This window comes from Sinorhizobium sp. B11 (assembly GCA_039725955.1).
GTDB lineage: Bacteria > Pseudomonadota > Alphaproteobacteria > Rhizobiales > Rhizobiaceae > Rhizobium.
On record CP091034.1, the window covers coordinates 3961574 to 3976182 of the forward strand.

Genomic DNA, 14609 nt, shown 5'->3' on the forward strand with positions numbered 1-14609 from the left:
TATGAAAGTTCTTTCGGTCTCGTCCGAAGTCTTCCCTTTGATCAAGACAGGGGGCCTTGCCGATGTGGCAGGCGCCCTGCCCATAGCCCTCAAATCCTTCGGCGTTGAAACCAAGACCCTCATGCCCGGCTATCCCAGCGTCATGAAGATGCTGCAGAACCCGGTCGTCCGCCTGGAGCTTCCGGATCTGCTCGGCCAGCCGGCAAGAATATTGGAGGTGGAGCATCAGGGTCTCGATATCCTCGTGCTTGACGCTCCGGCCTATTACGACCGCCCCGGCGGTCCCTATCTCGATACGACAGGCAAGGATCATCCGGACAATTGGCGCCGTTTTGCCGCCCTGTCGCTGGCAGGCTCCGAGATCGCCGCAGGCCTGCTGCCGGGCTGGCGGCCTGATCTGGTGCATGCCCATGACTGGCAGGCTGCGCTGGTGCCAGTCTATATGCGCTATTACCCGACGCCCGAGCTGCCGAGCGTCCTGACGATCCACAACATTGCCTTCCAGGGTCAATTTGGCGCCGACATCTTCCCCGGCTTGCGTCTGCCGCTCCATGCCTTTGCCACCGAAAGTATAGAATACTATGGCACCGTCGGCTTCCTGAAGGGTGGCCTGCAGACCGCCACGGCCCTCACCACGGTCAGCCCCTCCTATGCCGATGAAATCCTGACCTCTGAATTCGGCATGGGACTGGAAGGTGTCATCGCCAGCCGCCGCGACGTGTTGCATGGCATTGTCAACGGCATCGACGCCGACATCTGGAATCCGGCGACCGATCCGGTCGTCCACACGCATTACGGCCCGACGACGCTGAAAAATCGGCTCGAAAACCGCAGGTCGATCGAGGAATTCTTCCATCTCGACCATGACGATGCGCCGATCTTCTGCGTCATCAGCCGCCTGACCTGGCAAAAGGGCATGGATCTTGTCGCAAGCACTGCCGACAGGATCGTCGCCCTCGGCGGCAAGCTCGTGGTGCTGGGATCCGGCGAGGCAGCCCTCGAAGGCGCGCTGCTGGCCGCCGCCCACCGTAATCCCGGCCGTATCGGCGTTTCCATCGGCTACAACGAGCCGATGTCGCACCTCATGCAGGCTGGCTGCGACGCGATCATCATACCCTCGCGCTTCGAGCCTTGCGGTCTCACCCAGCTCTATGGACTGCGTTACGGCTGCGTGCCGATCGTGGCGCGCACCGGCGGTCTCAACGACACCGTCATCGACGCCAACCATGCCGCACTTGCGGCAAAGGTGGCGACAGGCATACAATTCGCACCCGTAAACGAAGAAAGCATGCTACAGGCACTGCGCCGCGCCATGCACCTTTACGCGGATCAAAAAGTCTGGACCCAATTGCAAAAGCAAGGCATGAAGTCGGATGTCTCTTGGGAGAAGAGCGCCGAACGTTATGTTGCCCTGTATTCAAGCCTCGTCTCGAAAGGCATGTGAGCTAAAATGATCAAGTCCGTTCCCTCCACGCCCTATCAGGACCAGAAACCCGGCACCTCGGGTCTGCGCAAGAAGGTTCCCGTCTTCCAGCAGCCGAACTATGCGGAGAACTTCATCCAGTCGATCTTCGATTCACTGGAAGGCTATCAGGGCAAGTGCCTGGTCATCGGCGGCGACGGACGCTACTACAATCGCGAAGTCATCCAGAAGGCGATCAAGATGGCCGCCGCCAATGGCTTCGGCAAGGTCATGGTGGGCAAGGGCGGCATTCTTTCGACACCGGCAGCCTCTCACATCATCCGCAAGTACAAGGCTTTCGGCGGCATCATTCTCTCGGCCAGTCATAACCCTGGTGGCCCGACCGAAGACTTCGGCATCAAATACAACGTCAACAATGGCGGCCCGGCGCCGGAAAAGATCACCGACGCGATCTTTGCCCGCTCCAAGGTGATCGACAGCTACAAGATTGCCGATTTCGCCGACGTCAACATCGATCGCATCGGCAAGGAAGAGCTGCCGGGCGGCACGATCCTCTCGGTTATCGACCCGGTCGAAGACTATGCCGCGCTGATGGAAGAACTCTTCGATTTCGGCGCGATCCGTAATCTCATCAGCCTTGGCTTCCGCATCGCCTTCGATGCCATGAGCGCCGTGACTGGCCCCTATGCCAAGGAGATCTTCGAGAACCGTCTCGGCTCTCCCTCGGGCTCCGTTCGCAATTTCATGCCACTCCCGGATTTTGGCGGCCATCATCCGGATCCGAACCTCGTTCATGCCAAGGAGCTCTACGACGAGATGATGGGTGAGGATGCGCCCGATTTCGGCGCCGCATCCGACGGCGACGGCGACCGCAACCTCATTATCGGCCGCGGCATTTTCGTAACCCCGTCCGACAGTCTTGCGATCCTTGCCGCCAACGCCAATCTCGCGCCCGGCTATTCCGGCGGCCTCGCCGGTATCGCACGCTCCATGCCGACATCGGGCGCGGCCGACCGCGTGGCTGAAAAGCGCGGCATCGGCATTTACGAGACCCCAACCGGCTGGAAATTCTTCGGCAACCTGCTCGACGCCGGCATGGCGACGATCTGCGGCGAAGAAAGCGCCGGCACCGGTTCGAACCATGTCCGCGAGAAGGACGGTCTCTGGGCCGTCCTGCTATGGCTGAACGTTCTGGCCGTACGCGGTGAAAGCGTGCAGGACATCGTGACCCAGCATTGGCAGACTTACGGCCGCAATTATTATTCCCGTCATGACTATGAAGGTGTCGACAGCGATGCCGCAAACGGCCTGGTGGATAATCTGCGCGCCCAGCTTTCTACGCTGCCCGGGAAGACCTTCGGCGATCTGACCGTCGAAAAAGCAGATGATTTCGCCTATCACGATCCGGTCGACAAATCGGTCAGCGAACATCAGGGTATCCGCGTCCTGTTTGCGGGCGGCTCCCGCGTGGTCTTCCGCCTTTCCGGCACCGGCACGTCTGGCGCAACCCTTCGCGTCTATATCGAGCGCTATGAGCCGGATTCGACTCGCCATAATATCGAAACGCAGGAAGCGCTCGCGGATCTGATCGCGGCCGCCGAAAGCATCGCAAACATTCGTGAGCGCACGGGACGCAACGAGCCGACCGTGATCACCTGATCCCGGGGGGCATATGGGGGGCAACAGTTCCGCGCAGGGCGGCGCCATCGTTTTCGAAACAGGCGTTGAATTTTCTGTCTGGTCGCATCATGCAGCGCAGATTGATCTCTGCCTCTTCGACGATGCCGACAAGGAATATGCAAGGCTCCCCATGGCCCGCGACAGCGACCATGTTTTCCGCCTTTTCGTCGATGGATTGAAGGAAGGCGCCCGCTACGGCTACCGGGCGGATGGTATCTATGCTCCGGACAACGGCCTCTGGTTCGACCCTTCAAAACTGCTGATCGATCCCTATGCCAAGGCAGTCGACGGGCCATTCCACTACGATCCGCGTCTTGGCATCTTCGGTGAAGATACGCAGCATCTGATACCGAAGTCGGTCGTCACCAAGGACGCGCCTGTCAAGATTCAAAAGCCGCTCTTCAAACAGGGCGGCTTTATTTACGAGGTGGCCGTCAAGCCCTTCACCATACTGCATCCGGAAGTGCCGGAAGCTCAGCGCGGCACGGTAGCCGCCCTTGCCCATCCCTCCGTCGTCGCTCATCTGAAACGCATCGGCGTCGATGCCATCGAGCTTATGCCCATCACCGCCTGGATCGACGAACGCCATCTGCCGCCGCTTGGACTGACGAATGGCTGGGGCTACAATCCTGTCGCCTTCATGGCGCTGGACCCGCGTATCGTGCCAGGAGGTGTCGCGGAACTGAGCGACACCGTGGCGAAGCTGCATGAGGAAGGTATCGCCGTCATCCTCGACCTCGTCTTCAACCATACGGGCGAAAGCGACCGATACGGCACGACGCTGTCACTCCGCGGCATCGACAATCTTAGCTACTATCGCCACGTGGCGGATCGGCCATCCGTGCTCGTCAACGATACCGGCACCGGCAATACGGTTGCCTGCGACCATCCCCATGTCCAGCGGCTCATCATCGACAGCCTGCGCCATTTCGTCCGCAATGCAGGCATCGACGGCTTCCGCTTCGATCTGGCTCCGGTTCTCGGCCGCACGGCAAACGGTTTCGACCGGAACGGAACACTGGCTGCAATTCTCGCCGACGATCTGCTCGGCGATCGTATCATGATTGCCGAGCCCTGGGATATCGGTCCAAGCGGCTATCAGCTCGGCAACTTTCCGGCACCGTTCCAGGAATGGAACGACCGTGCCCGCGATGACGTCAGGTGCTATTGGCGCGGTGATGATTGGAAGACTGGCTCACTCGCGACGGTGCTCGCCGGCTCGTCGAACATCTTCTCGGCCAACGGCGGAACAGAAACCCGCAGTGTCAATTTCCTCGCCGCCCATGACGGTTTCACGCTCATGGACCTCGTGTCGTACAACGGCAAGCACAACGAGGCGAACGGTGAGAACAATCGCGACGGCCACAACGAGAACCATTCCTGGAACAACGGCGTCGAAGGCGAAACCGCCTATCCTGTCATCCGTGAACGCCGCAAGGCTGATGTCAGGGCGCTGATCTCCACCCTCTTTGCCAGCCGCGGCAGCATCATGCTGACGGCCGGAGACGAAGGTGGTCGCACGCAGCATGGCAACAACAATGCCTATTGTCAGGACAACGAGATCACTTGGGTCGACTGGAAGCAGCTGGACGAGGGCCTGATCGCCCACACAGCCTTCGTCGCAGCGCTTCGCCACCGCTTCTCGGTCTTCTCCGACCTGGCCTTCTTCTCCGGTAACGGCGATGTGGAATGGATTTCGCTCTCCGGCGAGCCGATGACAACAGGCGAATGGGAAACGCCGTCTTTCTCCACCCTCGGCATGATCCTTGCGACCGAGGATCGCTCCAGCCGCAAACAGACCCGCCTCGCCGTCCTGTTCAATCGCTCAGAACAACACCAAGTCTTTACGCTTCCCTCAGCCGGCGAAGCAAACTGGCGGCAGCTTGTACCGGACGGTGCGCGAAAAGTCGGCGGCCGCGCTACCGTTGAACCACGTTCTGTCGCCTTTTTCGTGGAAAATTGATCCACGAAACATGCCAGTGCGAATCATTATCGCAATCGTCATGAATGCGCGATAAGGCTTTGCGGCTGCGGCTTTTTACGAGGAATGCATGGTCATGGATATTTCGCTCTCGGAGGTCCGGGGGCTGGTCGGCACGGAAACAGGATTGTCTGACTGGATCCTTGTCGATCAGGAGATGATCGATGCCTTTGCCGGAGCAACCAGCGACCATCAGTTCATTCACGTCGATCCTGTTCGCGCTGCAGCCGAAAGTCCTTTCGGCGGAACCATCGCCCACGGCTTCCTGACACTCTCGCTGTTGTCGACGATGAATTACAATTGCTTGCCCAAAGTGCGCGAGCAGACGATGGGCATCAACTACGGTTTCGATAAGATCCGCTTCATGTCGCCGGTCAGGAGTGGCACCCGCATTCGCGGCCACTTCGTGCTCGCGGACGCCCGCTTTCGCGGCGCCGGCATGCTGATGACGACCTATGATGTCTCGATCGAAATCGAAAACGAAAAGAAGCCGGCACTAACCGCCCGCTGGATAACCATCATCCAGTTCGACCCGAAGGACCGGCCGGAAGACGCCTAGGTTCCTTGCGGGCCTTAGTGGCTCGCGTCCTCGGCGCCTTCGGCGAGCAGTCCAAAAACATACTCCGAAAACGACCGCCAGCATTCCACCCGGAACGTATCGTCCTCGGTGCGGAAGAGAACGATCTCGGCCTTGCCGAAGATTGTCCGCGAGCAAGCGCCCACCGGGAAAATCTCCAGAGAGAGATCCTGCGGGCAGCCGGCCGACAGCGTCACCTCGGCACCCGGTCCGGAAACAATGATACCCACATTGCGGTGCGAAACATCGACCGCGGAATGAAGAGCATCCGCGCCGGAAAGAAGCGACAGAAGATCCGAGCCGGCCTCGTCGATAACGAGCCACTCGTCCGGTCCCAGCCAGAGGGCCGAACGTCCTCCGGCACTGCCGGAGGTCTTGGGTGCTGCCGGCAAAGTCACCCCCAGCGCAGAAGACAGCGTGGATACGGATCCGGCCGGCGCACGCAGCGCAATGCGGGTCGCGACTGGTGCTACCGTTAGGCGCACCGTCGCCGAACCGGCAAGGAGACCGGAGAGAGCCGGCTTGCGAATTGCGACTTCAGCCATGGATACGGCCTCCTTCCTTGTCAAAGAACACCAGATCAGTCACCTCGACCGGAATGGTCCGATCCGGCATCGGCACATAGAGCGTTTCGCCCACCAGGTTGCGGCCACCTTCGACCAACGCAAAAGCAATCGAACGATCACAATTTTCAGACCAGTAGGCCGATGTTACGTGGCCGAGCATCTTCATCGGTTTCGGCTGGTTCGGGTTTGCGACGATCTGCGCCCCCTCCTCCAGCACCAGCTTCGCATCCTTCGTCGCGAGACCGACGAGCTGCTTGCGCCCTTCCTTCACGAGATCAGGTCGCTTCAGCCCGCGAATGCCGACAAAATCCGCTTTCTTCTTGGAGACCGCCCAGGAGAGGCCAGCGTCATCGGGCGTCACCGTCCCATCCGTATCCTGGCCGACGATGATATAGCCCTTTTCCGCGCGAAGCACATGCATGGTCTCCGTGCCGTAGACGCAGGCGCCGAGCGGCTCCGCATTGGCCCAGACCGCTTCCAGCACCGACTGTCCGTAGTCGGCTGGCACATTGATTTCGAAGCCTGTTTCACCGGTGAAGGAGACGCGGAAGAGACGCGCCGGAACGCCCGCCACCTTGCACTCGGCCACGCTCATGTGCGGGAAGGCCTCGTTGGAAATATCAAGCCCTTCGACCAGAGGCGCGACGATCTCACGTGCTTTCGGTCCTTGCACTGCGATAACAGCCCATTGCTCGGTGACAGAGGTCAGCCAAACCTTCAGATGCGGGAATTCCGTCTGCAGATAGTCTTCCATGTGGTTGAGAACACGCGGCGCCCCACCGGTCGTGGTCGTGACATGGAAACGGTCATCAGCGAGACGACCGACGACGCCGTCGTCATAAACGAAACCATCCTCGCGCAGCATGATGCCATAGCGGCATTTGCCAGGTTTCAATGTGTCCCAGGCATTGGTGTACATGAGGTTCATGAATTCGGCGGCATCCGGCCCGACGACCTCGATCTTGCCGAGCGTCGAAGCGTCGAAGATACCGGCGACCTCACGCGCTGTGCGGCACTCACGGGCAACCGCCTGATGCATCGTTTCACCGGCGCGCGGATAAAACCAAGCGCGCTTCCAGTTGCCGACATCCTCGAAGACTGCGCCCTTGGCTTCTTCCCAGCCATGCAGCGGAGTCTTGCGCGTAGGGTCAAACAGCGGCCCACGCGAATGCGCGATCAGTGCACCATAAGTCACCGGCGTATAGGGCGCGCGGAAGGTGGTGAGGCCGACCTGCGGAATATCCTTGCCGAGCGTTTCTGCGGCAATGGCCAGACCATGCATGTTGGACAGCTTGCCCTGGTCGGAGGCCATGCCATTCGTCGTAAAGCGCTTGATGTGCTCGATCGAATGCATGCCTTCGCGCACCGCAAGGCGGATATCCTTGGCGCAGACATCATGCTGGAAGTCGATGAAGGCCTTGGCGTTCGTCTCCGGTCCGGCCCCTTCGGCAGCACCAATCATGCCGCCCGTCCAGTCGAATGCCTGCTCGACGGAAACACCGATCTTGCTGCCTGTCTTTTTGCCGACGGCCTGCGCCATCAGTTCACCGGCGGCAAGCGATTCCTCGACGGTCTGCTGCAGTCCGTCCGTGCCGTTGCAGGCGCCCACGGAAAGGCAGTCCTGCGCATAGGTGCCGGGCAGGAAACGCTGCGTCTCGGCATCGAAGGCAACCTTGCCCCGCGACTGTGAAAAAAGATGCACGGAGGGTGTCCATCCGGCGCAGACGAGCAGCGCGTCAACGCTGATCTTGCGCGGTGACCCGCCGCCATTGCGCGCGACCGTCATAGAGGAAATGCGCAGCGCACCCGACGTATTGACGACCGACTGGCCGGTCAGAACATCGATGCCGAGCGCACGGGCTTCAGCGAGCACTGCAGCACCCGGCGCCTGCCTGACATCAACGATCGCGGCAATCGAAATGCCCGCTCGTTTCAGGTCGAAAGCAGCCTCGTAGGCAGAGTCATGGGCCGTATAGACGCCGACCGTCTGGCCGACGGCAACACCATAGTGATTGAGATACATCCGCCCGGCCGAAGCGAGCATGATGCCGGGGCGATCGTTGTTCGGGAACACCATGTGCCGCTCGATGGCACCCGTCGCCAGTATCACGCGCTTGGCGCGGACCTGCCAGAGCCGTTCGCGCGGCAGATCGCGGCCGGGGCGGGCGATATGATCCGTGACGCGTTCGACAAGGCCGACGAAGTTGTGGTTGTAGTAACCGAAAGCCGTGGTGCGCGTCAGGACCTCGACATTCTCTATGGCCTTCAGCCGGGCAAGGGTCTTCTGCACCCAGGCGTAACCATCAAGCCCATCCACTTTCACGCCGGCATCGAAGCGCAACGCGCCGCCGGCTTCCGCCTGCTCGTCGCAAAGCACGACTTTCGCGCCGGCTTCCGCAGCGGCCAATGCCGCCGAAAGGCCGGCAATGCCGGCACCGACGACCAGCACGTCGCAATGGGCGTAGCGGCCGGCGTAGTGATCCGGATCATCCTCAGTCGGCGCGACACCAAGACCTGCAGCACGGCGGATCATCGGCTCGTAGACCCGCTTCCAGGCGGCCCGCGGCCACATGAAGGTCTTGTAGTAGAAACCCGCAGCGAAGAAGGGCGAAAACAGGTTATTGACCGCGCCGACGTCGAAGGAAAGCGACGGCCAACGGTTTTGCGACTTCACGATCATGCCGTCGAAGACTTCCTGCACGGTTGCCCGCACATTGGGCTGCTTGCGGGCGCTGTCGCGCGCGACATCGATCAGCGCATTCGGCTCCTCGGCGCCCGCCGAAAGAATGCCGCGCGCGCGATGATATTTGAACGAACGTCCGACAAGGTGCACACCGTGGGCAATCAAGGCCGAGGCGACGGTATCGCCTTCGAGCGCCGTATAGCTCTTGCCATCGAAGGTAAAAACGCGCAGTCCTCGCGGGCGTCAGCCGGCCCTTGCCGACGATACGGTTCGCGCCGCTCATTGCGCCTCTCCTTCAACAGCTTCATAGGTCTCGACCGGTGCATGCGGCTCGGCCGCTGTGCCGATCTCAGGCTTCGGTTCGCCGGCCTTGTAGGTCATGATGAACTTGTCGCTCACGGTATCGCGTGCCGCATTGAAGAAGCGCCCGCAACCATGCATGTGGCGCCAACGTTCGAAAATCAGGCCTTTCGGGTTATCGCGCAGGAAGAAATATTCCTCGAACTCTTCATCCGAGATCGAAGCGATATTGGTCGGCCGGGCGATATGGGCGTCGCCGGCACCCCGGAATTCGAGCTCCGAGCGCTCTTCCTGACAGTAAGGGCAGTAGATCAGCAGCATGATTGTCCTCGTGTCAGTGCGCAACGGCGGCAGCTGCCGCCTCGTCGATCAGCCGCCCGCTGCGGAAACGCTCCAGCGTCAGTCCGGCATTGAACTTGTGCGGCTCGTCGCGGGCAATCAGGTGGGCAAAGAGATTGGCCGAACCGGGTGTCGCCTTGAAGCCGCCGGTACCCCAGCCGCAATTGACGTAGAGCCCGGGAACCGGCGTCTTCGACTGGATGGCTGACCGGTCCGGCGTGTTGTCGACGATACCGCCCCACTGGCGCATCATCTTCACGCGGCGGAACATCGGGAAGAGCTCGCAGATGGCGTCGAGCGTATGCGTGATGATCTGCAGGCCGCCGGTCTGCGAGTAGGAATTATACTGGTCCGTGCCCGCACCGATGACGAGTTCGCCCTTGTCGGACTGCGAGATATAGGCATGCACCGTGTTCGACATGACGACGCAGGGGAAGATCGGTTTCAGCGGCTCGGAAACCAGAGCCTGCAGCGGGCTCGATTGCAGCGGCACGCGTACATCCGCCATCTTCATGATTGTCGTCGTGTGGCCGGCTGCAGAGACCGCGACCTTCTTTGCGCCGATGAAACCCCTGCTGGTCTCGACGCCGGTCACGCGACCGTCCGGACCGCGGCGGATGCCGGTGACTTCGCAATTCTGGATGATGTGAACGCCACGGTCGGACGCCGCACGCGCATAGCCCCAGGCAACCGCATCGTGACGCGCCGTACCACCGCGGCGCTGCAAGGCAGCCCCGTTGATCGGGTATCGTGCCGTCGCCGAAATATCGAGCGGCGGACAATAGGCCTTGGCCTGCTCCGGCGTCAGCCATTCATTGTCGATGCCATAGAGCCGGTTGGCATGGATATGCCGCTTGAAGCTCTGCTGGTCGTGCACATTGTGCGACAGCATCATCACGCCGCGCGGCGAATACATCACATTGTAATTGAGCTCCTGCGACAGCCCTTCCCAGAGCTTCATCGAGTGCTCGTAAATGTGCATGCTCTCTTCATAGAGATAGTTGGAGCGGATGATGGTGGTGTTGCGGCCGGTATTGCCGCCTCCGAGCCAACCCTTTTCCAGGACCGCAACATTGGTGATGCCGTGTTCCTTGGCGAGGTAATAGGCAGCGCCGAGCCCGTGGCCGCCGCCACCAATGATGATGACGTCATATTCGGGTCGCGGCTCCGGCGAAGTCCACTGCTTTTCCCAGCCCCTGTGCCCGCGCAGAGCCTCCCGCGCTACGGCAAAAACCGAATATTTCCGCATCCGCCATCATCTCCTTCAGGCAAAGGCATTTTCGTCGTGGCCATACAAATCGCAAATCGAATTGCGGCACAACGGTTCTTTTGCGACGTGAAAGAGCTTTTGTTTTGACACGACGCGCAGCATATCGCCTCTATTGGCGCGATCTGCCTTCGCGGCTGCGGCATAATCCTTTTCTCACCCAACAGGGCAGGCAGAACGAGCCTGCCGTAAATGTTAGTATCCCCTTATGTGGGGTGTTAGATGTTGGGTTGGCGTAGCATATGGATCGCGGGCTTCTGCTTCGCGCTGTTAGGCGCATGGCCTGCGGCTGCCGCTGAACCTGTCGGCCAGGCGACCCTCATCAGAACCGAAGTGACGGGACAGGGCGGCCCGATCATCGTCAATGATGAGGTCCATCGTGACGAGCGTATCCGCACATCTCCATCTGGACTCGGCCAGTTCATTTTCCGCGACGGCACCAAGCTTGCCGTCGGCTGGGGCTCGTCAGTCGTCATCGATAAATATGTCTTCGACGATTCCGATTCCGTCAAACGCCTTTCCATCAAGGCGGCCAAGGGCACGTTCCGCTGGGTCAGCGGCAACTCGAAATCCTCCGCCTACCAGATCCAGACGCCTGCGGGCACCATTGGCGTACGCGGCACCGCTTTCGATTTTTATGTCGGCCCCGACGGTACCACCGCAGTCGTGTTGCTGAACGGCGCGGCCACCTTCTGCGGCCCGGGCGGCTGCCGGCAGTTACAGCAACGTTGCGATTGCGTCATTGCGAGGCCGAACGGCAATATGACGGATGCGCAACCCGTCAATACCAGCGTTCTGCAGAGACTGGGCAACCAGCGCGCCCTCCCATTCCTCTCCGGCAATCAGAGTTTGACGGGCGGCCTCGGCCTGCTCGGCGGCTGCCGGATGGCCTCGGCTGATCCCGACCGCAAAGACCGGCCTCGCCGGGAACTCCGGCTGCGTGATCCGGATCCGCAGCCGCCTCAACAATCCCCGCGGCGGGATGACCCACCAAAGCAACTGCCAGAAAAACCGCATCATGATAAGCCTCACCATGATAAGCCGCACCATGATAAGCCCCACCACGATAGGCCGAAGGGTGGCTGGCACGACAAACACGACAGGCACGGCTGGAAGGACAGGGACGACAGACACGACCACCATCACGATCATGGAAGACCGGACCGGCACGAAGGGCTCGGTCGATCGGACAGGCATGATGGACCTGATAGGCCGAGCCGCACGGAAAGAGCTGACAACCGCCAGGACCGCAACCATCAGGACAGACCGAGCAGGCAGGAGACAAGCAGCGGTCAAAACCAGACTGCCGGCAGCGACCAGAGCGGGCGAAGAGATCGCGACCGTAACCACGATCGGGATCACGGCTGGGGCGGAAAAGGAAACCGGGACCGAAACGGTGGTCGGAACCACAATCGCTGACTGGCTACTCGACGGCCTGCTTTTCCGGCAGGCCGATATCCTCTCGAAAATGATCGTTTCTGGCCGATATCCGCTCATAGAATTCGGTAAGGCCGGCCATGACCTGTAGGCCGGCGAGTTTCGCGGCGCCAATCAGCTTGCGACTGTTCCGCGAACGCTCGCGCAAGGCACCCATCACCTCCTCATGGGCGAGATGAAGGGCACCGAATTGCGGCGAGGCAGCAACCTTCTCGTCGCCGACCACGGCAAAGATCTGCGTCCGGTTGCTCTTTCCCTTGAGCGGAAGGGCGCCCGCCTCCAGGAGCGCCGCGCCGCTTTGCGCCCGCGCCGTGGTGTCGGAGATCAGGATATCGAAGCCGACGTCCTTGCAGCAGGATTCGATACGCGCTGCAACATTCACCGCATCGCCCACCGCAGAATAGTTGAAGCGTGTCTTCGCGCCCATATTGCCGACACAGGCGAGACCGGTATGGATACCGATGCCTATCCTCACCTGCCGGGCGCTGCCGAAACCGAAAGCGTCCTGAGCATTGAGTTCATCAAGCGTCTCGCGCATGGCAAGTGCCGCCCGAAGCGCCTTTGCCGCATGATCGGAAACATCGACCGGCGCATTCCAGAAGGCCATGATGGAATCGCCGATGAATTTATCGAGCGTCCCCTCATTCCCGACGACATGGCGGCTGAGTGCATCAAGCAGCGTGTTCAAAAACTGGACGACGGCAATCGGCGTGAGCTTTTCACTGATCTCGGTGAAATTCCGGACATCGACGAACATCATGGTGAGCTCGCGCTCGTCCCCGCCGAGTTTCAACGCATCGGGCGTATGCTCGATGCGATGCAGCAGCGAAGGCGAAAGGTAATGGCCGAAGGCGCGCCGCACCTCCCGTCGCTCCCTGTCGATGACAAGGATACGGAACGATGTTGCCGCAAAATGCGTGATGGAGCCGCTGAGAATGGGCGCCAGCGGATCGAAGAGCAGACCCGCATAAAGAAAAGAGAACCACGATGCGACAAGTGCCATCGCGGTGATTGCCAGGCCGCAGACAAGTGCCACCGCCGGACTGACGAAGGTCGTGATGATGACGAGCATGAAACCTAGCACGGCGATGGACAGGATCTCCAGCCCGTCGGCCCAGTCCGGCCGCGACAGGTAACGGCCTGAAAGGATCTGCTCGACTGTCTGTGCCTGCAGCGAGACACCCGGCACGTTCTCGCCGAGTGCAGTGGTGCGGATGTCCTGCAGCCCGACCGCCGATGTGCCGATGAAAATGATGCTGCCGTCAATCTGTGCAGCGACGTCAGGGGCCACTCCACCGGCCGCAAGGATCTTTCCGGCCGAGACATAACGCTCTGCCCGGTTCGGCGTCACATAAAGCCAGATCTCTCCGGCAGCCGTCAGCGGAACGATGAAGTCGCCGATCTTCACCGATGTAATGATCCCTGCTTGGTCGGGCGCGCCGGCCAACACATAGGTGGAGGCACCCTGCGCGACCCGCAGCGCTTCGATCGCAAGATTGGGATAAAACTGCTCGCCATCGCTGAGGAACAGCGGCACCGCGCGAACGACGGATGAAGGACTGCCGGGATTGAGACTGACATGACCGAGCCCTGCGGCTTTCGCCTCCAGCCCCGGCCGGAGCGGCGTCGAAGCGCCGAGATGCGGAGGTGCGGCGAGCGGGCTTTCACCGGTAAAGGCAAAGCCGGCCTTCACTGGCGGCTTGTAATTGCCCTCGTTTGAAAGCCCGAAGCCGAGAACGACGGGCTTTCCTTCGATCGATTGCGCGAATATCTCGTCATTGTCGGGCAACTGTGCCGCCAGAGACGGATCGATCCCTTCGACCTCCCGGATGACATTGCGTGGGGACATCCGGTCAGGTTCGGCAAAGATGACGTCGAAGGCGATGGCCGCCGCTCCCATGTCGGAGAGACGGTTGACCAGCATGGCCAGCCTGTCGCGCGGCCACGGCCACTGACCGAACTCCCGCAGGGAAGCCTCGTCGATATCGACCACCCGGACCGGCATTGCTTCGAAACTGCGCGGCACGATGCGCTGATACTCATCGAAGGTAACCTCGCGGATCTGCTTCAGTACGGGCGGATCGCTTGCCCGGAACATCGTAAGCGCAGCCACGATGATGAGGCCGATCAGCACACCGATCTGCTGCAATCGCGTCATGCGTTTCCGACCTCCCCTCGAGCCGGCCCCGGGGCCGTCCCGCCGCAGGCAAGCTACGCTTGTTTGACGCCAATGACCATTCGTTCATGCGCACAAGCTGAAAAACAAGCCGAAAGGCAACCCAGCACGAAATTACTTCCAGATTTGGTCATCGCTTTTGGCCCGACCGTCGAGCGCCGGCCTTGCCGCGCCTGCGGC

9 protein-coding genes and 1 pseudogene are annotated in these 14609 nt (G+C 60.8%); 5 read left to right on the plus strand and 5 right to left on the minus strand.

Going from position 1 to position 14609, the window contains the following annotated elements; all coding sequences use genetic code 11:
- Position 1: 1 nt before the first annotated feature.
- The 4 genes from glgA (at position 2) to LVY75_29660 (ending at position 5643) form a co-directional block, all read left to right on the plus strand.
- Positions 2-1444: a glycogen synthase GlgA gene (glgA, locus tag LVY75_29645; GenBank protein ID XAZ22927.1), complete on the plus strand. Its 1443-nt coding sequence runs from the start codon at positions 2-4 to the stop codon at positions 1442-1444.
- 6 nt (positions 1445-1450) lie between these two features.
- Positions 1451-3082: an alpha-D-glucose phosphate-specific phosphoglucomutase gene (locus LVY75_29650; GenBank protein ID XAZ22928.1), complete on the plus strand. Its 1632-nt coding sequence runs from the start codon at positions 1451-1453 to the stop codon at positions 3080-3082.
- Positions 3083-3095: 13 nt separating this feature from the next.
- Positions 3096-5066, plus strand: a complete 1971-nt coding sequence (gene glgX / locus LVY75_29655; protein XAZ22929.1) for a glycogen debranching protein GlgX — start codon at positions 3096-3098, stop codon at positions 5064-5066.
- Between the two features lie 88 nt (positions 5067-5154).
- Entirely contained in the window at positions 5155-5643 is a 489-nt protein-coding gene (locus LVY75_29660; GenBank protein XAZ22930.1) for a MaoC family dehydratase, read from the plus strand.
- Positions 5644-5657: 14 nt separating this feature from the next.
- Here the strand turns inward: LVY75_29660 and LVY75_29665 are convergent, their stop codons facing one another.
- The 4 genes and pseudogenes from LVY75_29665 to LVY75_29680 all read right to left on the minus strand — a co-directional run bounded on the left by LVY75_29665 (position 5658) and on the right by LVY75_29680 (position 10798).
- Positions 5658-6206 (minus strand): sarcosine oxidase subunit gamma, encoded by a 549-nt coding sequence (locus tag LVY75_29665; GenBank protein ID XAZ22931.1) that lies wholly within the window; start codon positions 6204-6206, stop codon positions 5658-5660.
- A pseudogene (locus LVY75_29670) lies at positions 6199-9193 on the minus strand (sarcosine oxidase subunit alpha). The gene LVY75_29665 and the pseudogene LVY75_29670 overlap by 8 nt, the downstream one beginning before the upstream one ends.
- Complete coding sequence (locus LVY75_29675) at positions 9190-9531, minus strand: sarcosine oxidase subunit delta (protein ID XAZ22932.1); 342 nt, start codon at positions 9529-9531, stop codon at positions 9190-9192. Before LVY75_29675 ends, LVY75_29670 begins: the two are co-directional and overlap by 4 nt.
- Positions 9532-9544: 13 nt before the next feature.
- Positions 9545-10798 carry a sarcosine oxidase subunit beta family protein gene (locus LVY75_29680; GenBank protein ID XAZ22933.1) on the minus strand — a complete coding sequence of 418 codons (1254 nt, stop codon included), beginning with the start codon at positions 10796-10798 and terminating at the stop codon, positions 9545-9547.
- Between the two features lie 240 nt (positions 10799-11038).
- Here LVY75_29680 and LVY75_29685 point away from each other — a divergent pair, with 240 nt between their 5' ends.
- Positions 11039-12235: a FecR domain-containing protein gene (locus LVY75_29685; GenBank protein XAZ22934.1), complete on the plus strand. Its 1197-nt coding sequence runs from the start codon at positions 11039-11041 to the stop codon at positions 12233-12235.
- Between the two features lie 4 nt (positions 12236-12239).
- Here LVY75_29685 and LVY75_29690 read toward each other — a convergent pair whose 3' ends face one another.
- Positions 12240-14411, minus strand: coding sequence for an adenylate/guanylate cyclase domain-containing protein (locus LVY75_29690; protein ID XAZ22935.1), 2172 nt, complete (start codon positions 14409-14411; stop codon positions 12240-12242).
- Positions 14412-14609 lie beyond the last annotated feature (198 nt).